The following is a 19,546-nucleotide window of genomic DNA, read 5'->3' as shown; positions in this document are numbered from 1 at the left end:
TTTTCCAAAAAGGCGGGGTCCTCTTATTGCATAGGATTAGCGTAGTCATTCAATAGAATCTGTACTTCGTCCGTTTCATGGATTACCCCTGGTCGTTCGACTGCACAAACGACTCCCCTTCGCTTATAGCCTGCTTTTACAAAACGAGTGGCAAGCTTGTCATGACCCTCATAATGCTTTTGGATTTCATCACCTGGCAAGGTACAAGGCATATTTTCCCCCATACAAATTAAACCTGCTCCACTTGGAAAGAGGATTCGTGAGCCAAGCGTGAGTTTCGTTAAATCTGGAAATCCCTTTATTAGTAGATTAGCTCCCAGCCACTCCGGTTTGATCTGATCGATTTCTAGTTCATCAGCAATTTGCTGTAATTCCTCTTCTGAGACAATCGTAATTTGCCTGCGGTTAAGGATTTCCGTTCCCCTTGGAAACATGGGCTGTCTTGAATCAGCCTTACTTGTTATCCCAAAATGGCGGTCCCCCCTTATTCCGCCGAATTCGAGCATTGTTTCGGAAATCCGTCTAGTCACGAAGGTCTCTGGAAGGTCTGCTATTAATAATGCTATGATGCTTGCCGCTGCCTTTTTCAAATAAATACCTCACTTCTATTTTTCGAAGATGTTAAAACAATAATACCATATTGAATTCGCCAAACATGCCAATTGATTTTTACAGGTTTCTGCCAATACAATGAACCTATGCTTATTTTTTATTAAGAGGAGTAGAGTATGTACGTTTACCGCGATTATCCCGAATTTTCCTGGTCCAATTCCAGACATAAGACATTCTTAGAGTGCACCCGAAAGTATTATCATCAATACTATGAATCTCATAATGGCTGGGAGTATGAAGCCCCTGAAGAAAATAAGGCCGCTTATCGCCTTAAAAATATTAAGAATATCCCAATTCTTTTAGGGGATGTCATCCATAAGGTGATTGACCAGCAGCTCAAAAATTTTTTAAATGGTAAAATACTCTTTACTGAGAGTGAAATGGTTGATTTGGTAACGCACCACCTTAATAAGGCCTATCTGGATTCAACCAAACAACGTGCACAATGGTTTCGGATGCCGAAGCGCTATCAGATGCTTCATGAGATTTACTACGGGAAAGGGCTGAGCCCTGATGAGATTAGCTCCGCCAAGACAAAGCTGCGGTTATGTGCAGCTAACTTCTTCAGAAGTAAAACCTATCAAGATATTTTGAACAAGTTAGAAATGCATGTTCTCCACTCAGAGGATTTTCAAACCTTTGAAGTGAATGGGGTTGATGTATTTGTTGTTCTCGACTTTGTTTACAAGGATGTAAGTCAGCAAAAATGGGTGGTGGTCGATTGGAAAACTGGTAAGGAGTCAGAGGAAGACCGGAAGCAGCTTGCCCTTTATGCCCTTTTCCTTGCCCAGAAACAAGGGATTTCCATTGAAGATATTGTCCTGCGGAATGAGTATTTGTTAACAGGTAAAAATCAGGAATATCAATTAACCCAGTTTGAGATTGACTCCGCTCAATCATTAATGAATGAAAGCATTTATCATATGCTAGGCTATCTCGAAAATCCTGCGAAGAACAAGCCATTACACATAGACCAATTTGAGAAGAACTCATCCAACAAATGCCAGCGCTGCAACTTTAAAGAAAAATGTGAAGTTTAATCATGGTGTCATTAAACATGGTGTCAGGCACCACAAAAAGACAGTGTCCACTGGTGGCTGACACTTTACATATTGTATTCCCATAAGCCGAGGTGTCCTTTTGCTGGGATTGGCTGGTCTAGCAGCTTCATGTCTTGTACTACCCAGGCGTAGTTTCCTTCGTTGAAGTCTCCTAGGAAGTAGTTATTTTCTGATACGATGACGCCATTTTCTAAGACGGCCCATGTATTTTGATTGTCTGTTACCTTTAAGTAATTCATCAAATTACAAACAGCGATAATTTTCCCAGTTGGAAGATTATCCACCGAATATCCATGTTTACCGAGTAAAGCTTGAATGGCTTTATGAGAACATACTGCTTTTTCTACTTGTTTACTTGTATGTATGGCCATTGGCCCCCGATAGGTGGTTCTCCACGTCCTGGTTTCATATTTGGCTTCTCTCAGTACAAAAAGGCTGGCCCAAGGCTGTTTCATTGATAAAACCTTCATGATAACGGTTCCTCCTTCCCATAAGTAAGTATCCTTTTCAGTATTCTCGCTGATTCCTCGTCCAATTCAGACCAAAAAGCTTTATTGTCTAATGAGAGCCCCCAACATTAATGAAGTATTAAATGCAATAGCAGAAAATGGACAGAGCACCTGCTACTAGCTTAGCAGATGCTCTGTCGTTACTTTCTATTTACTATAGTGTCTAATACTCAGGTGTTCGAACAACCAAAACATCACAAGTAGCCGATCGGACGATTGACCCGGATACAGAACCAATTAAGTAACGCTCGACAGCATTAAGCCCCGTCGCACCACAAATAATTAAATCCGCCTCTACAAAGTCAGCGATTTCCTTCGTAATAATCGTTTTTGGCGAACCGTATTCAACTACTGCCTTTACGTTTGTAACACCTTCAGCTTTAGCTTCTAACTTGTAGGCATTTACAAGCTCCTCTGAAGCACGCTGAGCAAGCTCAACCGTAGAGCGTTCATAAGCTTCGAAAGAACGTGTATTGAAAATGTTTACGATGTTTAAAGTTGCGTCTTTGTTCCGTTTTGCCACATCGATGGATTTGTGAAAAGCGTATTCAGCTTCTTTTGAGCCGTCTACCGCGACTACAATACTTTTATAATGATTTGCCATCTCCCATTCCTCCTCCTTCTATTTCAAGCTGTTCTATCCTATAAAGATGCTTAATCGTAAGATCAAGGGTAATATCTATAGGTTAGATTAATGAGGCTTTTTAATAAATAACGATAGGACAACATTAATTACAGCTAATACTAAACTAATAGTAAATACTACTGATGATCCCGCTGCTGCTGCCTGTGGCAGTTCATTGCCGGCAACTGCTAAATAACTATTTTCCTTGGCAGAAAAAATGGATACCAATACAGCAATACCGACTGCTCCCGCTACCTGTTGAAGTGTTTGAGTAAGGGCAATTCCATCTGCATAGTACTGCTTCGGAAGCGAATTTAATGTGTTGGTTTGGACAGAAGCAAGCACCGCTCCAATACCTAACATCATGACAATATGTGTTACAACTACCATCCAAATCGCCGTGTCTGCACCAAATTGTGAATAGAAGACATAACCAATCGATACTAAAATGGTACCAGGCGTAATAACCGCTCTTGGACCATATTTATCAAATAAACGTCCAATCGTTGGAGCTAGTACACAGTTAAGTAAGCTTCCTGGCAGCAGGATCAGTCCTGTTGTAAAAGCGGCAATTAATAGAGCCATTTGCATATACATTGGTAAGATAACCAACATGGACAACATATTAAAAAACGTAATAAAAGTCATAAAGACTCCAAGAACGAAAAGTGGGTACTTAAATGCAATTAAATTCAGCATAGGAGTTTCCATTTTCGTTTGACGAATGGCAAAAATAATCAGTGCTATACATCCAATAATGATTGATCCTAGAACTGTTGCACTCGTCCAACCTGCCTCACCAGATACACTGAATCCGTAAACAACCCCACCAAATCCAATCGTCGACAGAATAACCGATACTGTATCAATTGAAACCTTACGGACATCATTAACATTCGGCAAATAAAGTATCCCGAAAATAAGAGAGAATAGTAAGAATGGTAAGGTAACCAAGAAAATCCAATGCCAGGATAATGTATCTAATATAAGTCCTGCAATTGTTGGGCCAAGTGCCGGGCCAGCTAACATGACTAAGCCCATAACTCCCATTGCAGCGCCTCGTTTATTTGGAGGGAAGATCGTAAAAATAACATTTTGCGTTAAAGGTAAAGCAATGGCTAAGCCTGCTGCTTGAACCACACGTGCCGTCAATAAAAGACTAAATACAGGTGCTGATGCTGCTAAAATGGTTCCAAGAAGGGATAATGAGATAGAAGTCAAAAACATTTGCCTTGTTGTAAACTTTTGCATCAAGATACCTGTTACCGGCACTAAAATACCTAATGTTAGGAAATAGCCTGTTGCTAACCACCCAATCGTCGTTGCATTAGTGTTAAATATTTTTCCTAAATCCCCTAAGGCAATATTTAATGCTGTTTCACTAAACAATCCCACAAATCCAGCCACAAAAAGAGCTGCCATGATAGGACCTGTTTTAATTTGTTTGTTCACCATTGAACTTGTATTAACTTGTTGATTTGTGATCGATCCTGTTGTGATTTGTTCACTCATTTATTTAAACTCCTTTAATAATTTTAGTAATACTTCTAAGATAACATTTAATGGGCGGCTTGTTTTTTGTGTTAAACAAAGCAAAATTCCACCTTCAATAGAAGCAGTCATCATCAAAGCAATAGATTCAGCATTTTCTTTTGAAAATCCATCGACGGCTAACTTCTTCCTATAAATATCCTGCATTCTAACGTAAAGATTAGAACAAGCTGTTCGGACTGGTTCACTAAGCGAACCTATTTCGCTGACAATACTGCTAAATGTGAATTCAGTAATCGTACCTTTCGTATCAAAATTAACGATTAGTTGTTCAATCATTGCATTTGTAGCTTCTTGCGCAGTCGGATAAAGTTCAAAAATCTTCTCAATATCCTCCGTAATTGCTTCACTCAAAGAGTGAAGGCAAGTAATAAGTAATTCTTCTTTTCCATTTGGAAAATGGTGATAAAACGACCCTTTTGAAAGTTCGCATGCTTTTAAAATTTCGCTTAGGCCTACACCTATATATCCTTTTTGTTGAAAAAGTGCCGTCGAGATATTCATTATCAACGATTTTGTATCCAATTCCCGTAGTCCGCCCCACACCAAACCAACCGGTCTGTTTACAACAATACCAAAATTTTTTTCTCTACGTCAAGTCTTTTTTCACAAATTTGACACAAACGTTGGTAAATACCCTTACCTAAACTAGTTTTCCAACCCATTCATAAAAGTGTCTAAATGTAACATGCTATTAATAAAATATTTACTTTTGAGGTGAAGGAATGCGAAACAGGTTCATTCTCGGTATTTTCACATTAGGTTTAGGTCTTATACTGTTTGCTACTATGCGGCCGTTTTTCTTAGATAAAGGAGAACAGCGGAACAATACCATCACCCGCACAAATATGAGCAGCAAGCCTCTCCAGGTAAAAAATGTTCAAAATCAGAATGGCCAAATTCAAAGAATTAATATGATTAAAACCAATCATCAGCTCGTCCACAGGCTCAACAACAGCCCGGCAATCAAAGTGATTCACCATAATAAACAGGACAAAAGCCATTACTATGAAAAAGAAATCGTCGTTAATTTCAAAACAATCCCTCCACAAGAAAAAATAAATCAATATCTAAAAGACATTGATGGAAGCGTCAGAGAACAGCATGAAACCGTTTATATATTTAAATCAAACCGTTTATCTGCCAATGAATTGGAAAAATATTTTATCAAAAATAATGCGGTTGAATATGCGGAGCCTCATTACATTTTTATACCAAACGAGGTCAACGACACCTATTACCAAAGTTATCAATGGAATTTACCGGCGATTGGGACAGAGCGAGGCTGGAACCTTAGCCGCGGTTCCAAAAAAGTGAAAATCGCAGTGGTTGATACGGGTGTGGACCTGGATCATCCTGATCTAGCACGCCGTTTAACAACCGGCTATAACGCAATAGATAATAGCAGCAAGCCAGATGATGATAATGGCCATGGCTCACATGTGGCCGGTATTATTGCTGCCGATACTAACAATGGTGTGGGTATGGCAGGAATTACGTGGTATAACCCTATTATTCCGGTGAAGGTAATGGGCGCCGATGGTACGGGTGGTTCTTTTTACGTTGCAAAAGGAATCCGCTGGGCGGTCGACCATGATGCAGATGTGATTAACTTAAGCCTTGGAAATTATCAAAGTTGTGATGTCTTAGAAAGTGCGATTGATTACGCATTAGAAAAAAATGTCGTCGTCATCTCTGCAGCTGGTAATGATAATACCAGCCAGCGAAGCTATCCCGCTGCCTATCCGGGTGTCTTGGGTGTAGCTGCGGTCGATTGGGATGGGAAACGAGCGGAGTTCTCGAACTTCGGAGATTATGTGGATGTGGCTGCACCGGGAGTAGATATTCCAAGTACTTTTTCCAATGGAGAATATGCCTCCCTTTCTGGCACCTCCATGGCCGCGCCGCATGTTACCGCTTTAGCGGGTTTAATCCGTTCAGTTAATCCAAAGCTAAAGAATACCGATGTAGTCAAAATCATTACCGGCAGTGCGCAGCCGGTAGGTAAAAACACACGCAGTCCCTACTTTGGGAATGGGATTATAAACAATGCTGCCGCTCTCCAAATGGCAGAGAAAAAGGGTAAGTAGTTATTAAACCAACTCTGTCTGCAAATTTCTCATAAAAAATGGCTCCGTTCTACTGAACCGAGCCATTTTCCGTTTCTCATGATTATAAACTAGTTATATTTAGATAGGTTTAAACCATTGTTTTCCTGCCACTCTGCATATAATACATCCCTATAATCATTAATACCTTGATTGCTTAACTGTTCTTTAAGCCATTCTTCTGTCAATCCTGCTTCTTTAAGATTGCCGGCAGCCAATTTTCCATCCATTATTAGAGCAAAGGGCAAACTCACTTGTTTTTTAGGAATATTTAGATCTTGTTTTGTTGGAGCCCCGTATTCATGTTTGGGGACAATGCTTAATTGTCCGTCCCGTTCCAAAATAACATATTCTGCCTCAAAGATAGAAAAGTAGCCTTGCTTTCTCATTTGCTGTTGTAGTTGATTTAAATCAATATGATTCTTCTTCAAGCTTTGATAAAGGATTTGTCCATTTTTAATTATTAATGCTGGTTTGCCTTCAAACATGACTCTAAATGCCATAAACTTTTGGGTTGATTTTTCTACGCAATAAATCAGCAGTCCCCAAAAGACAATCGTAAAAACGATTTCCGTTATATCAATCCGATCATCAAACACGGCATCCCCTACAAAATTCCCCATGACTAATCCAGTAATAAAATCAAACGGGGTAATCTGTGAAAACTGAATTTTCCCTAAAAATTTTAATACTAGGAGGAGGGTAAAAAAGCCTACTATCAATTCCAAAGCAATATCTAAATACATACATTTCTCTCCTAAATAAGCCCTTGATGATTCGTTTAATATATAGTGTTACCATTTCCCAAATTTTATTATGTATTTTTTAAACTTAAGCAGCGCCCACTCTCTTATTTTTTTACGGGATCATCGATGTTGTTTAGTAATTTAATCTTTCAGATAAACCCATTTTAAAGAGAGTTTCATTTTTTAAAAAGGAGTTGAAAAAATATCCTATTCCTTTAATATAGAAGTGACATAATATTTTTAAAAGTTGGTTATTTTTTAATAAATTCAATATGGTTGTTGTATGGAAAATATCCCTAAATTGGAGGATATATTGTTGCCAAACTTATATGATAAATTACCAATCGATGTATTAGCTCAGTTTTATTTCCATATTAATAAAAATATCGAAAAAGGTATCCTATCAAAAGCAATGTATTATGAAATTAAGCTGATTAAAAAGTCCGTTATCAAGAAAGGACTTCAGATTACGGATCTTGATAGATATATTAATCATCCCATTTGATAAGTTTCAATTCAGTAAGCTTGAATAAATGGGGGCTGAACGATTGATCGTTCAGCCCCTTAAAGGTTAAGAATGAATCTATGGGCACCGGTATCTCAGGCCTTAACGACACTCAGGAATTTCCTTCTATTTTTTTCTTATTCAGCAGGTGCCTCTTCAACTGCTATTTGATAGGCATCTAATATCGCTTCACTTTCTAGTGGATCTTCAATGCCCACTAAATACTGGTTTCCCTCTTCTCCTTCAATTTTCATGACAATTGTTTCATCGTCCCCGGCTAAAAGTGCATAAGATTCTTCCTCCATATCAAATAATGCTTCAACCGCGAATTCTTTACGATTGCCCTTCCTATCTTCTATTGTTATAAAATCTCTTGGTTCATCACCCATCAGTGCCACCCCTTAATCGGTTCTCATTATACTTTTCCCTTCAGGGTAAAACGTTATGAGGTTTAACATAAAAAAGCAGACAGTAGTTGATACTGTCCGCCTCTTCTCACGATTCACGCATTAAATTCTTCCATTCAATTCGATACAAATCCCGCCGGCGATCCTGTAATTGCCGGACCGAGCCTGTTTTTTGTGAACGTCTTAGCTTTTCTATATCCACGTCACCTACAACTACCGTATCTATATTGGCATCACATTCCCCAACAATTCCATCCCGGGCAAATTCAAAATCTGAAGGGCTGAAAATTCCGGATTGTGCGTATTGAATATCCATGTTTTTCACATGAGTTAAGTTACCCACCGTACCAGCAATACAAGTATAAATTTGATTCTCAATCGCCCGTGCCTGAGCACAATACCTTACCCGTAAATAGCCTTGGCGGTCATCCGTACAAAATGGAACAAAGATGATGTTGGCCCCCATATCGACGGCCATTCGACCAAGTTCCGGAAATTCAATATCATAGCAAATGAGGATCGCGATTTTCCCACAATCCGTCTCAAACACATTGAATTCATTGCCTTCGGAAATTCCCCACCACTTCCGCTCATTCGGGGTGATATGTAGCTTAGACTGCCTCTCAATCGTCCCGTCTCTCCTGAATAGATAGGCTACATTATAAACTTCACCATTTTCTTCCACAAAATGGGAGCCGCCGACAATATTGACATTGTATCGAACTGCAAGTTCTGTAAACAATTCGATATATTGATCTGTATAGGTAGCTAGCAGCCTTACCGCTTGGTCAGGTCTTTTTTCTTCTGAGAACGACATTAATTGAGTCGTAAAGATCTCTGGAAATACGGCAAAATCAGAACCAAAATCTGCCGCCACATTGACATAATATTCAACCTGACGTTTAAACTCGTCAAAGCAGTCAATTTTTTTCATCATATATTGAATCGCACAAATTCGGACAGGATCCGATGCGCGGTACACGCGCCGGGACTTCGGATGGAAATCGATATTGTTCCATTCCATTAGCGTAGCAAATGCCTCTGATGCCTTATCATCAGGAAGGTATCGGGAATTAATACGTTTGATCCTAAATCCCTGCAGGAGCTGGAACGATAACACGGGGTCATAAATGCTGTGTCGTTCAACAGCATCAACATATTCACGGGCTGTCATTTGTTCTTTGTATAAGTGATAGTTGGGTATCCGTCCGCCAATAATAATGCTTTGCAAATTCAGCTGACGGGCCAGTTCCTTACGTGCTTCATAAAGCCGATGACCCAGCTTCATGCGGCGGTATTCGGGAGCGACCATTACCTCTATTCCGTAAAGATTAAATCCATCTGGATCATGATTGGTGATATACCCGTTATCTGTTATGGTATTCCAAGTGTGTTGGTTTTTGTATTCATCAAAATTGATAATCAGACTTGAACATGAGCCGACAATTTTGTCTTCATATTCCACACAGAACTGTCCTTCAGGAAAGATGCGGATATGACTGCGCAGCTGTTCCCTCTTCCAAGGTTCCATGTTCGGAAAGCATACCTTGCCTAATTCTATAATCTCATCAATATCTTCCATCCGTATGTTGCGGATAATGATTTTCTTTTCGTATTTGGATACATCGGTTTCAGTCACTATCTCTCACCCTCTCGATAAGAGTCTTACCCTTATTTGTTAAAAGATAAACTATTCTTTATTTATAGTTCCCAATAAAATACTTAATTACAGATTCTTACTAAATTTATTCCTTAGAAGGAGTTGCTTCAAACGGTGGAGAATACACTTTATAAGATATACTGGTCATGAAAGGATGAGAGAAGATGACAATTATTTTAGGACTACTGGGATTACTAATTACCTTACTGGTCATTGCCACTATATTATCGATAGAAAACCAGTTAAAAAAACTCAATAAGACAAATGAAAAAATCGCAGAATTGCTTACTGAGTTAAAGAAAGATCAGTTAAAATGATCTTTAAACTTGTACATTTGCTAAAAAGGAGAAGCCATCATGATTGAACTACAATATTTTGAACGAGCAGATTTTCAACAACTGATTAGTTGGATTGATTCTTCTTCATTTCTGCTTCAATGGAGCGGTCATGCATTCGATTATCCCTTAACGGAAGAGCAATTAGAAAAATACATCGAAAATGCCAATAAGGAAGATTCAGATACCTTGGCTTATAAAGTAATCAATCGAGAAACCAAGGAGGTTATTGGACATATTTCATTAGGAAGAATTGATAGGAAAAATAACTCCGCGAGAATTGGCAAGGTACTTGTTGGGAAGAAAGATGTTAGAAGTAAGGGGATTGGTCTGCAGATGATCCAGGCAATTCTTAAGATTGCTTTTGATCAGCTACATTTACATCGAGTGAGCCTCGGGGTATTTGACTTTAACATTGCCGCGATTGCCTGCTATGAAAAAGCGGGTTTTATAAAAGAAGGTTTACTTCGGGATTCCAGTAGGAATGGGAACGAATACTGGAGTTTATGGGAAATGAGTATGTTAGAGGATGCGTGGTTAAACGTTAGAACATAAAAAATGACTTGGGACCTCCAAGCCATTTTTTTAGGTTTAATTTTTTTGTGCTTTACCTACAGCTTCGGTTAGTTCAACGACGCCCCAATCCATAACAACGTTCTTTTTCCAGTTTTTAAATAATTTTGTCATCTTTGATTGAGTTGCTTTTTTTTCAGTCATTTTTTCCATATGTAAAAACCCCCTTAATTCGTAAATCCCAAATGCTTTATATTAACTAAAAAATTTAATTAAGTTGTTTTGTATTTCTAAGAAATGTTACGATAAAATCCACAATTCGTAAAATAGTAATTTTGAATAAACTCGATAACATTTAGTTATAATGAATAAACTTTTAGAAAAAATAAAAGGACCCAGTACGTTATTAAACTGGATCCAGGGCTTTACCATTTCTCTTTAGTTAAGGATAATTCCTTTATTTTATCAATCCAATCCTTGAAACTCCCAAATTCATCAGGATCAAATCCAAAGTGTTCTTTTATAAGCCGGACTATCTCATTCTCCTGGTCTTGAAGTGCGCCATCGGAATAAATCAATTGTAATAATTCAGTTAAAACGATATTTTTAGATCGTTCACTTTTGAAGGTTTTTAGAATTTCCTCAACAGCCATCCCTGTCGGTGCATAATCCTCAAGTTCCAATTCCTTCTGATACTTGTTAAGTATAGTGGTCTCAAATATCGATAAATTTCCATCAATTGATGCAATCAAAACAGCTAGTTCAAGAAAAGCGGTCTTTTCCTCTAGCTGAAGCTCTGCTAAAAACATCGCTACATCTCCTTTTCTTCTTTCTTATTTATACGAAAAAAGTTGGACTAAGTTTCATCTTTTTAAAAGATTGATCAAACATTGGCTGAGATTCCTGGATTATAATAATATAGATATACTATTGATTAGTTTATGCAGTTTTAATGATAAAAGGAGATGAAATAATGGATCGTAATAAATTTTCAGCAATAGCCCATCGTGATCACGCATTTGCCAATCCTATCGGTGAAGCTAAGCTCATGAAAATGATAGGAATGGCGAATCTAAAACCTAACGATAATGTGATAGATATTGGTGCCGGAAAATGTGAACTGTTAATTCGTTTAGTGGAAAGCTATCAGGTAAAAGGGACAGCCATTGAATTGTATGATGGTGCCATTGAAGAAGCAAAACGACGGGCAGCCATGCGGATTCCAGAGGATCGCATTGACTATATCGCGGCAGATGCAGGTGAAGCAGTAAAAGGATTAGGACTTAGGACTTTTGATTTGGGAGTATGTATCGGTTCGACTCACGCATTGGGTGGTCTTGAGGAGACTCTAAGGATACTTAAAAATCTGGTTAAAAAGAATGGTTATATTTTGGTTGGTGAAGGATATTGGAAGCAGTCACCAAGTTCTGAGTATTTAGAGGCGCTTGGCGGTGCGGATGAATCTGAATGTAAGAGTCATGCTAATACGGTCAGGGTTGGTGAAGAGTTAGGATTAATCCCGCTCTGGTCATATGTGGCAAGTGATGAGGAATGGGATGATTATGAGTGGCTTTATTCCTCTTCTATCGAGAATTATTGTTTAGAGCATCCAGAGGACCCAGATGTTGAGGCCATGCTGGAGCGAATTCGGTCCTGGAGACGGACCTATTTGCAATGGGGGCGCGATACTTTGGGGTTTGGGTTGTATTTGTATAGGAATTTGTAGAAGCATTGGAGTTTACAAAAATGTCCAATAGCATCACATGTATACGACAAAAATCCGAAGAGAGCCTCATAAAATGTCTTATAGAAGGGTTCTATTGAACAATCAAACGTTGGCTGCAATCAGAGTTGTCCAATAGAAGGGTTCTATTGGACAAAACCAAAAAGACTCCATAAATAATGTCCAATTGACCATTGTCTATTAGACAAAATCAACCCTAAGTCTTCAATAATGTCTTATAGACTCGTCCTATCGGACAAACTCATCCAATAATTTTTTAAAACGTCTTTTACAAATATCTATTGGACAAAATTTACTGAGCTTATTAGAAACTGTCTAATAGATCCGACTACTTTCAACCGATATCCCACATCAGCCACCAAAGTACTCCTTCCGCACAATCTCTACATTGTCCTTATGACAATCCTTTGTAAAGTTAGACGAAAATGGCATTTCCTTTTCCAAACCGTTCAGCTGGACAGCATCCTCCTGCATCACAGCAGCAATCAAGCGCCTCAAATAATCCTGTGACAGTTGAATCCGGCGCCCCATCTCTTCCTGACTGTCCGTTGCTTGCCCATGCCCAGGCACTAGCAAGGACACTCTATGATTCAACAATACTAGTTCTGCCTTCCGAAGCGTTTCCTCATATGCTTTAGCACTGTAATAAATAAACGGCAGCTCAAAATCAGAAAGGTAATCGCCCGCAATCCATAGCCCAAGCGGCTCGACTAACGTATATAAGCCATCATGCGTATGACCCTGCGCAAGGTAAAAGGTTAGTGTCGTCTCCCCCAGCACTAGCTGCTCCCCATCTTCACGAATCACGAAATCTACTTCCGGAAAGCCAATCTTATAGGGAGGCTCAATATAATACTCATTATAAAATTGCTGAATCAGCTCTAACTTTTGCTCTTTTTGCGGATGTTCCTGCAGTCCTTTGCTGCCAATCACTTTCGCCCCAGGGAACGCATGATACCCGATGATATGGTCAAAGTCTCCATGTGTAAACAGAAGATACACTTCTCTATCCCCTTGAACACATGCAACATGCTCCTTGATTTCCTCTATCTCATGTGGCAGCCAGTTCGGGTCTACCACGATGACGAGGTCCTCTGTCACTGCTACCGTACAGGTCGTCTGAAATAATGCACTTTGAAACACTGCTATGGATTCATTTTGAAATTGAATCATGACTGCTCCTTCTCCCTAAGGAATTAATAATATTTTCCCTGTACTTTTACGGCTTTCAAGATAACGGTGAGCTTCCTGGCCATCCTTCAGTGCGAAAACGGCAGGCTCTGCGACTCGGACTTTCCCCTCTTCCATCCATTGGAATAATTCCTTTGAACGAGCAACCCGTTCCGCGCGAGAGGTAAGTACGTTCCATAGGTCTCCGCCTGTCAAGGTTTTCGACGTATCCATTAACATCCTTGGGTCCACAGGGGCTGGGTCTCCTCCTGCCATTCCATAAAATACAACTGTGCCACCCACACGTGTAACCTCAAAACTGTCGGAGAGCGTCGACCCTACTGACTCAAAAACCACATCGACTCCTTTGCCTCCGGTTACTTCAATCACTTGCTTTTTCCAATCATCCTGATATAAGAAAACCATTTCTGCTCCCGCATCCTTTGCGGCAGCAGCTTTTTCCACAGATGAAGTTAAACCAATTACCCTTCCCCCGAGCAGGTTGACAATTTGAACGAGAAGTTGTCCTACACCACCAGCGGCAGCATGTACCAGAACAACGTCCTTCTCCTTCACGGCATAACTATCCCGCGATAAATAGTGTGCTGTTAATCCTTGAAGCAAGACAGATGCCGCATCATTCAATGTGATGGAATCCGGAACTGGGATCGCTTTTTCAAATGGGACAGCCACGAACTCAGCATTCGCATATGGTACGTCAGCGAAGGCAATTCGGTCGCCTACCTTTATCCCTTCTACATTTACCCCTACCCTTTCAACAATTCCAGCCCCTTCATAACCTAAAATAAAAGGAGGCTTGCCCGCTAAGTGGTAGTTTCCTTTTCTTCTGTATATATCAGCAAAGTTCAAGCCGATCGCCTTCATGTTTACGAGAATCTCCTCGTGACCGATCATTGGATTTTCAATTTCTGTATATTCGAGAACTTCTGGTCCGCCAAATGTATTAAATACTAATGCTTTCAAGTAAATACCCTCATTCGTTCAAAATTTGTTTACGCTTTTATTATTTAGAAATGTCCTCTAGAAAGCAAGCAATAAAAAGGAAGCTTCACACCAGCGGGAAGGTAAACGTGTATAATAACAAAATATAAAAGGCTTGCGTTTGCAGTAACAAACATCAAGCCTCATAGTTTCATTTATTTTTAGATTCAAACTGAATCACGTAAATAACTTATGGCAAACGTTATACGATCCGTAAACAGAAATGCTCCCAACAATAAAAATTAATGCCGGAATTAAATAAATAAGATACAGCGAAATTAGGAGAATCCCAATTAACAAGAGTGTTGTCAAAGGATAAGAAATGGCCATTACAAGTGAATTTCGAATAATATGTTTCCACTTGGTATCAAAATGAGCCATTACCGGAAATAAATAAACGGTTATCGATAAAAACAATAGAGCTAACACCCCAAGAATGCCCATCATTAGCAAGTTCGAATGCACCAGTTGATAATTGAGAAAAATAATATAGGCTAATATAAACCATAGGAACGAGAGTCCCATGCTCTGAAAAAGACATTCCCGGAATAACCCGAAAAAGGTTCGGAAGACTCCGTCTGTTTCTTTGCCTATAACCCATTTTCGAATCACGCCATACATCGCTGTTGTCGCTGGAAAAATTGTAACCACTGGTATGCAGACAATCAGCCAGATTAGATTCAATAAAAATAGGTCTACCACTCTTTCAATGCCCCGCAGCATTCGACTATTCAGGATATTCATGGATGACTTCCCCTTCTTATTTCCAGATTGAGTTTAACTGATAGACTTCTAATGAGACGAGTGTAACATCTCCGCCACTTGCAAACAATGCTAATCCCTCGCTTGTGCCGCTTGGAAAAATTAAATCCGTCATGATTGTTTCACCGCTATTTACAAAGACTTCGACGGAAGACCAATCCAGGAATAAACGAAGTCTTACACGACTTCCTTCTGGTTCTACTCTTGCAGTATGTCTACAAGCGAATAACGGGTGGAAAGAAGTTTCACCTGAATGCTGCCGGTCGATAAAAAGTTCCTGTGTTGTTGTATCATAACCAATAATTGTTTTTTCTTCGTCTGAGGTTCTTACTTCAAATCCGAATTCAGTTGCGGAATTCAGTTCAAACTCAGCCAGAATTTCGATTTCTTTTCCTTTACAATCGGATAGCAAATTATCAGAATTTGAGTCAATGATCAAATCTTGCCATTTTCTTTTTTCTTTCCGAAGACTTTCTATTTCCTTAACAGGGGTCTGTGTTAATCGGATACCTTCAGGCTTATTGTTAAGTGACAACTCCCTTGGCAGGGTCATAGCACTTCTCCATTCTTTCGTCGGTGTGATGTTGGCGTATTTCCAATTACTCATCCAACCGATAAATAACCGTCTTTCCTCCAATGTATCCGACCAGGTTACTCCTGCATAATTATCGCGGCCGTAGTCAACCCACAAAACCATTTCATCCGGATTATCATTGATAAACGTTTTTCCATCGAATTCTCCAACAAAATACTGCGTTCGGGAACCTTCTGGATGTGCATCGTCGTTTCCGATGCTGACTATCATGACCCATTTCTTCATATCCGTATCGCCAATTGGCAATTTAAACAGGTCCGGACACTCCCATACTCCATCATGGGAACCGGCAGCCCTGCCAAATTCACTGGCAAACTCCCAAGTTTTTAGGTTATCTGAAAGATAGATTCTTACATGGTTACCAACAGCTAAGACCATAATCCACTTATGTGACTCTTCGTGCCAGAATACTTTTGGGTCGCGGAAATCTGCGATGTTATCATCAATTAAAACAGGGTTTCCACCATATGTAGTCCAGGTTCTCCCTTTGTCCGTACTATAAGCGATGCTTTGTGTTTGCTTTGGTCCATCCGCTGAAGTGAATATGGCCACAAGTCCTGTTCCTCCGTTAAAAAATCCACTGGAGTCCTTCCAGTCCACTACTGCACTTCCAGAGAAAATTGTACCATTTTCATCAGGATATAAAGCAATCGGCAGATGTTCCCAGTGAATCAAATCGTTGCTTACCGCGTGTCCCCAATGCATCGGTCCCCATACGGTGCTATACGGATGATATTGATAAAATAGATGATATTCTCCTTCATAATAAACCATCCCGTTGGGGTCGTTCATCCAATTGGTTTCTGGTGTAAAATGATACTGTGGCCGGTAGTTTTCTGTGTATTTATCTGAACTTAGCAAATTAGATTTCTTTGATACCATAGTTACTTGTTCTCCTTTATGGTTGCCTTTGAAGTAATAAGTGAATTTGTCTCATCGAGAGTAGGCATACTTAGAATTGCACCTCTTTTGGTTGTAGCTAATGCGCCTACTGCGTTAGCAAACGAGGCTATTTCTGTTAATTCTTCCGTCGATAAGTTATCAATCTTGCCGTCTTTCTCAAGAACCTTGTAAAGAACCCCTCCAAGGAATCCGTCTCCTGCTCCTGTAGTATCTTGTACATTTACTTCATATCCCGGTACAAGTCCTGTTGTTTCTCCATACCTGAAAAAGCAGCCATTTCCACCTAGAGTAATAAACAATAATGGAACCTGAAAGTTTGTCCATATCAGTCTGGATCCTTTTTCTAAATCACTGACCCCAGTAAGAAACACTAATTCTTCCTCAGAAATTTTTACGATATCGGATAATTGAAGACCCTTGAACATCATCTCTTTGGCTTGGTCTAAATTCCCCCATAACGATTCACGTAGATTTGGATCAAAGGATATGAGGACACCCTTTTCTTTTGCAAAAGAAACAGCTGCCAGAGTGGTTTCAGCAGAAGGGTTATGCGTCATTGATACAGAACCAAAGTGAAAAATTCGTGAATCTTTAATAGTATCAAAGTTTACCTCTTCCACTTCTAATGTTGTATCTGCCCCAGGGTCACGATAAAAGCTAAATGTTCGATCACCCGTATTATCTAGGTGTACAAACGCTAAAGTTGTATTGGTTTGTACGGAGGTCACCAGCCCTGAAGTATCCACATTTATTTGCTGCAATGTATTTCTTAGAAAAGTTCCAAACTGATCGCTTCCAACTTTCCCTATAAAGCTAGTTCTTTTTTGAAACTTTGATAGTACGGCCAAAACGTTTGCTGGCGCACCACCTGGATTCTGTTCAAACAGAATCCCCCCATTTTCTGAAAATCCGGAAGGTGTAAAATCAATGAGTACCTCCCCAAGTGCTGTAATATCGTACATGTTGTTCACCTTTCTCCTTAGAAAAGATAAGGCAGAACAAAGGCGGCATCCTTTATGTTCTGCCCTCTAATGAATCTATGAATTATTTATTGTTCTTGTTAAATTCATCAAGACCTTTTTGGTATAGTTTCATTAGCTCAGGAAGTCCCATTTGGTCTAATTGTTTTAGATAACCATCCCATTCCTTCTCGATTCCACCATCCTGCAGCCAGTGAGCTTGTTTTTGATTGACAAACTGAGTAATATCGGTCTGCAGCTGATTGACTCGTTTGGTATCCTCTTCATTAAAGAAGACTTGTGGATAGTTTTCTTTTTCAACATATGGACGATAATACTTATCTAAGATCGCCAAACGTTCTTTTGCACGCGGTTCCATATCGACCACTTTTCCGAAGTCATCTTTTAATACCACGAATGGTCCTCCAGGTGCTACTTTTTGACGGAATTCTCCCATTGCCACGCCAGCCGGCAATTCTTTATTTACAAGCATTCCATTTGCATCTTCTTCATAAATTTCACCAAGTGGACCCCAGTCAACCTGAGCCGATTCTTTTGGATCATACAACTGGTCTACCCATCTTGCTGTAATTTCTGGATATTTATTGGCTTTCGTGATTACAAAAGCATCACGGCTGTATTCAGAGTAATTAGAACGTCCTACAATTGGTGTTCCATCAGGTCCTTTAAGAGGCGGCAGAACCGCATAGTCATTTTGACGATCTGTTCCGACTAATTCAGTGCTTTCCCACCAAATAAAGGATCCAAGTGTCTCATCTTTTGTTTTACCTTTTGAGAATAATTTCGCTTGGTCCTGGGTCGTTGCTTCAGAATCAAGAAGCCCTTCCTTCACCCACTTATGGTAATAGGTAATTGCCTTCTTATATTCCGGCTGCACTGCACTGAAGATGACTTTTCCATCACGGACAATTCGGTGGTCATTATTGTCAGGAACACCAAAAACAGCAATCATATCACCAAAGTTTCCACACCAGCCATTAAATAGGTATGTTAAACCGATCTCATCTTTTTTACCGTTTCCGTTGGCGTCTTTATCTTGGAACGCTTTTAGGACATCGTGATATTCTTCAATGGTAGTTGGCATCTTTAAACCTAACTTATCGAGCCACGTTTTGTTTATGTACATGGTATTTGGCAGTCCAACAAGGTCCATTTCTTCTGCTCTCGGCAGTGAATAAATGTGTCCATCAGGAGCAGTGATGACACTCTTTAGAGCTGGTCTTTCTTCTAGTCTCTTTTTTAAGTTAGGCATATACTTATCTATTAAATTGTCGAGAGGGATAATCGTTCCATCTTTTGCATACTTCACGATGTCTAAATCTGTAAATCCGGAATTATAAAAAGCATCTGGTAAATCCCCGCTTGAAAGCAGCAGGTTTTTCTTCTCTTGATATCCTTCACTTGGAATGTTATTCCACTTAACTTGAACATTTGTCTGTTTTTGCAGCTCTTTGAACAGTGTCATATCTTTAAAATTTGGAGCTAAAGAAGATTTAGGTGATACAAAATTCAACGTTATGTTCTTATCAACAATCGGTAAGCCAGTTTGATTCATCTTCACATTGACTTTCTTTTCACTTGCATTGCCGTTTGAACTATTCGAGCAGCCAGCGAGAATAGCAGATAAACTAATAGATAAAACCAGTGAATTCCTTACCCATGACTTTTTCATGTCGTGTCTCCCTTTATGATTATTTTTTTATTTTCAGGCTCTGTTAAAGGTTATTTTTGATTTTTAACATGTTGATTGGAGCGGAA

Annotated in this window: 22 protein-coding genes; 6 read left to right on the top strand and 16 right to left on the bottom strand. The window is 39.5% G+C overall.

Annotation, left to right across the window (positions count from 1 at the left end; translation table 11 throughout):
• Nucleotides 1-23: 23 nt before the first annotated feature.
• Nucleotides 24-590, bottom strand: coding sequence for an MOSC domain-containing protein (locus V7077_RS10655; protein ID WP_335501175.1), 567 nt, complete (start codon nt 588-590; stop codon nt 24-26).
• 138 nt (nt 591-728) lie between these two features.
• On the opposite strand from V7077_RS10655, the gene V7077_RS10650 reads away from it, so the two are divergent.
• Nucleotides 729-1,652: a PD-(D/E)XK nuclease family protein gene (locus V7077_RS10650; protein ID WP_335501173.1), complete on the top strand. Its 924-nt coding sequence runs from the start codon at nt 729-731 to the stop codon at nt 1,650-1,652.
• A 65-nt stretch (nt 1,653-1,717) separates the two neighbouring features.
• Here V7077_RS10650 and V7077_RS10645 read toward each other — a convergent pair whose 3' ends face one another.
• From V7077_RS10645 to V7077_RS10630, 4 genes are all read right to left on the bottom strand, one after another.
• Entirely contained in the window at nt 1,718-2,143 is a 426-nt protein-coding gene (locus V7077_RS10645) for an ASCH domain-containing protein (protein ID WP_335501171.1), read from the bottom strand.
• A gap of 202 nt (nt 2,144-2,345) precedes the next feature.
• Nucleotides 2,346-2,786, bottom strand: coding sequence for a universal stress protein (locus tag V7077_RS10640; protein WP_335501169.1), 441 nt, complete (start codon nt 2,784-2,786; stop codon nt 2,346-2,348).
• A gap of 87 nt (nt 2,787-2,873) precedes the next feature.
• Nucleotides 2,874-4,319, bottom strand: a complete 1,446-nt coding sequence (locus V7077_RS10635; RefSeq protein WP_335501167.1) for a DHA2 family efflux MFS transporter permease subunit — start codon at nt 4,317-4,319, stop codon at nt 2,874-2,876.
• The gene (locus V7077_RS10630) at nt 4,320-4,883 is read right to left on the bottom strand and encodes a TetR/AcrR family transcriptional regulator (protein ID WP_335501165.1); all 564 of its coding nucleotides are present in this window, start codon (nt 4,881-4,883) and stop codon (nt 4,320-4,322) included.
• 200 nt (nt 4,884-5,083) lie between these two features.
• Between V7077_RS10630 and V7077_RS10625 the strand changes: the two genes are divergently transcribed.
• The gene (locus V7077_RS10625; RefSeq protein ID WP_335501163.1) at nt 5,084-6,448 is read left to right on the top strand and encodes a S8 family peptidase; all 1,365 of its coding nucleotides are present in this window, start codon (nt 5,084-5,086) and stop codon (nt 6,446-6,448) included.
• Nucleotides 6,449-6,537: 89 nt separating this feature from the next.
• Here the strand turns inward: V7077_RS10625 and V7077_RS10620 are convergent, their stop codons facing one another.
• Entirely contained in the window at nt 6,538-7,212 is a 675-nt protein-coding gene (locus tag V7077_RS10620) for a DUF421 domain-containing protein (RefSeq protein WP_335501161.1), read from the bottom strand.
• A gap of 316 nt (nt 7,213-7,528) precedes the next feature.
• Here V7077_RS10620 and V7077_RS10615 point away from each other — a divergent pair, with 316 nt between their 5' ends.
• Nucleotides 7,529-7,717 (top strand): hypothetical protein, encoded by a 189-nt coding sequence (locus V7077_RS10615; RefSeq protein ID WP_335501159.1) that lies wholly within the window; start codon nt 7,529-7,531, stop codon nt 7,715-7,717.
• Between the two features lie 137 nt (nt 7,718-7,854).
• Here V7077_RS10615 and V7077_RS10610 read toward each other — a convergent pair whose 3' ends face one another.
• Nucleotides 7,855-8,106: a DUF1292 domain-containing protein gene (locus V7077_RS10610; protein WP_335501157.1), complete on the bottom strand. Its 252-nt coding sequence runs from the start codon at nt 8,104-8,106 to the stop codon at nt 7,855-7,857.
• A 106-nt stretch (nt 8,107-8,212) separates the two neighbouring features.
• Entirely contained in the window at nt 8,213-9,763 is a 1,551-nt protein-coding gene (locus V7077_RS10605) for a bifunctional GNAT family N-acetyltransferase/carbon-nitrogen hydrolase family protein (protein WP_335501155.1), read from the bottom strand.
• A 185-nt stretch (nt 9,764-9,948) separates the two neighbouring features.
• Between V7077_RS10605 and V7077_RS10600 the strand changes: the two genes are divergently transcribed.
• Both V7077_RS10600 and V7077_RS10595 read left to right on the top strand, forming a co-directional pair.
• Complete coding sequence (locus V7077_RS10600; protein ID WP_335501154.1) at nt 9,949-10,101, top strand: hypothetical protein; 153 nt, start codon at nt 9,949-9,951, stop codon at nt 10,099-10,101.
• Between the two features lie 39 nt (nt 10,102-10,140).
• On the top strand, nt 10,141-10,674 hold the full coding sequence (locus V7077_RS10595) for a GNAT family N-acetyltransferase (protein ID WP_335501152.1): 534 nt from the start codon (nt 10,141-10,143) through the stop codon (nt 10,672-10,674).
• Nucleotides 10,675-10,710: 36 nt separating this feature from the next.
• Here the strand turns inward: V7077_RS10595 and V7077_RS10590 are convergent, their stop codons facing one another.
• Together V7077_RS10590 and V7077_RS10585 are read right to left on the bottom strand one after the other, a co-directional pair.
• Nucleotides 10,711-10,845 carry a hypothetical protein gene (locus V7077_RS10590; RefSeq protein ID WP_335501150.1) on the bottom strand — a complete coding sequence of 45 codons (135 nt, stop codon included), beginning with the start codon at nt 10,843-10,845 and terminating at the stop codon, nt 10,711-10,713.
• 212 nt (nt 10,846-11,057) lie between these two features.
• Nucleotides 11,058-11,441, bottom strand: a complete 384-nt coding sequence (locus tag V7077_RS10585) for a hypothetical protein (RefSeq protein ID WP_335501148.1) — start codon at nt 11,439-11,441, stop codon at nt 11,058-11,060.
• A gap of 164 nt (nt 11,442-11,605) precedes the next feature.
• On the opposite strand from V7077_RS10585, the gene V7077_RS10580 reads away from it, so the two are divergent.
• On the top strand, nt 11,606-12,358 hold the full coding sequence (locus V7077_RS10580; RefSeq protein WP_335501146.1) for an SAM-dependent methyltransferase: 753 nt from the start codon (nt 11,606-11,608) through the stop codon (nt 12,356-12,358).
• 369 nt (nt 12,359-12,727) lie between these two features.
• On the opposite strand, the gene V7077_RS10575 is transcribed toward V7077_RS10580, so the two are convergent.
• From V7077_RS10575 to V7077_RS10550, 6 genes are all read right to left on the bottom strand, one after another.
• Nucleotides 12,728-13,549 carry an MBL fold metallo-hydrolase gene (locus V7077_RS10575; RefSeq protein WP_335501144.1) on the bottom strand — a complete coding sequence of 274 codons (822 nt, stop codon included), beginning with the start codon at nt 13,547-13,549 and terminating at the stop codon, nt 12,728-12,730.
• A 15-nt stretch (nt 13,550-13,564) separates the two neighbouring features.
• Nucleotides 13,565-14,530, bottom strand: a complete 966-nt coding sequence (locus V7077_RS10570; protein ID WP_335501142.1) for a quinone oxidoreductase family protein — start codon at nt 14,528-14,530, stop codon at nt 13,565-13,567.
• Nucleotides 14,531-14,725: 195 nt separating this feature from the next.
• Nucleotides 14,726-15,292 carry a YesL family protein gene (locus V7077_RS10565; protein ID WP_335501140.1) on the bottom strand — a complete coding sequence of 189 codons (567 nt, stop codon included), beginning with the start codon at nt 15,290-15,292 and terminating at the stop codon, nt 14,726-14,728.
• Between the two features lie 16 nt (nt 15,293-15,308).
• Complete coding sequence (locus tag V7077_RS10560; protein ID WP_335501139.1) at nt 15,309-16,787, bottom strand: glycoside hydrolase family 32 protein; 1,479 nt, start codon at nt 16,785-16,787, stop codon at nt 15,309-15,311.
• A 2-nt stretch (nt 16,788-16,789) separates the two neighbouring features.
• Nucleotides 16,790-17,770 (bottom strand): carbohydrate kinase family protein, encoded by a 981-nt coding sequence (locus tag V7077_RS10555; protein ID WP_335501137.1) that lies wholly within the window; start codon nt 17,768-17,770, stop codon nt 16,790-16,792.
• An 82-nt stretch (nt 17,771-17,852) separates the two neighbouring features.
• Nucleotides 17,853-19,460 (bottom strand): ABC transporter substrate-binding protein, encoded by a 1,608-nt coding sequence (locus V7077_RS10550; protein ID WP_335501135.1) that lies wholly within the window; start codon nt 19,458-19,460, stop codon nt 17,853-17,855.
• Nucleotides 19,461-19,546: the final 86 nt, after the last annotated feature.

Origin of the sequence: Neobacillus vireti, assembly GCF_036962465.1 — a bacterium.
Classification (GTDB): domain Bacteria; phylum Bacillota; class Bacilli; order Bacillales; family Cytobacillaceae; genus Neobacillus; species Neobacillus vireti_B.
Note: the sequence above shows the minus strand (reverse complement) of the source record. Positions and strands in the feature narration are given on the sequence as shown.

Bases quoted from the DNA above. Each gene is read 5' to 3' on its own strand.
- V7077_RS10580 (WP_335501146.1), top strand. From the start codon at position 11,606: ATGGATCGTAATAAATTTTCAGCAATAGCCCATCGTGATCACGCATTT.
- V7077_RS10640 (WP_335501169.1), bottom strand. From the start codon at position 2,786: ATGGCAAATCATTATAAAAGTATTGTAGTCGCGGTAGACGGCTCAAAA.
- V7077_RS10650 (WP_335501173.1), top strand. From the start codon at position 729: ATGTACGTTTACCGCGATTATCCCGAATTTTCCTGGTCCAATTCCAGA.
- V7077_RS10560 (WP_335501139.1), bottom strand. From the start codon at position 16,787: ATGGTATCAAAGAAATCTAATTTGCTAAGTTCAGATAAATACACAGAA.
- V7077_RS10625 (WP_335501163.1), top strand. From the start codon at position 5,084: ATGCGAAACAGGTTCATTCTCGGTATTTTCACATTAGGTTTAGGTCTT.
- V7077_RS10590 (WP_335501150.1), bottom strand. From the start codon at position 10,845: ATGGAAAAAATGACTGAAAAAAAAGCAACTCAATCAAAGATGACAAAA.
- V7077_RS10555 (WP_335501137.1), bottom strand. From the start codon at position 17,770: ATGTACGATATTACAGCACTTGGGGAGGTACTCATTGATTTTACACCT.
- V7077_RS10645 (WP_335501171.1), bottom strand. From the start codon at position 2,143: ATGAAGGTTTTATCAATGAAACAGCCTTGGGCCAGCCTTTTTGTACTG.
- V7077_RS10635 (WP_335501167.1), bottom strand. From the start codon at position 4,319: ATGAGTGAACAAATCACAACAGGATCGATCACAAATCAACAAGTTAAT.
- V7077_RS10620 (WP_335501161.1), bottom strand. From the start codon at position 7,212: ATGTATTTAGATATTGCTTTGGAATTGATAGTAGGCTTTTTTACCCTC.
- V7077_RS10565 (WP_335501140.1), bottom strand. From the start codon at position 15,292: ATGAATATCCTGAATAGTCGAATGCTGCGGGGCATTGAAAGAGTGGTA.
- V7077_RS10585 (WP_335501148.1), bottom strand. From the start codon at position 11,441: ATGTTTTTAGCAGAGCTTCAGCTAGAGGAAAAGACCGCTTTTCTTGAA.
- V7077_RS10550 (WP_335501135.1), bottom strand. From the start codon at position 19,460: ATGAAAAAGTCATGGGTAAGGAATTCACTGGTTTTATCTATTAGTTTA.
- V7077_RS10600 (WP_335501154.1), top strand. From the start codon at position 9,949: ATGACAATTATTTTAGGACTACTGGGATTACTAATTACCTTACTGGTC.
- V7077_RS10595 (WP_335501152.1), top strand. From the start codon at position 10,141: ATGATTGAACTACAATATTTTGAACGAGCAGATTTTCAACAACTGATT.
- V7077_RS10610 (WP_335501157.1), bottom strand. From the start codon at position 8,106: ATGGGTGATGAACCAAGAGATTTTATAACAATAGAAGATAGGAAGGGC.
- V7077_RS10575 (WP_335501144.1), bottom strand. From the start codon at position 13,549: ATGATTCAATTTCAAAATGAATCCATAGCAGTGTTTCAAAGTGCATTA.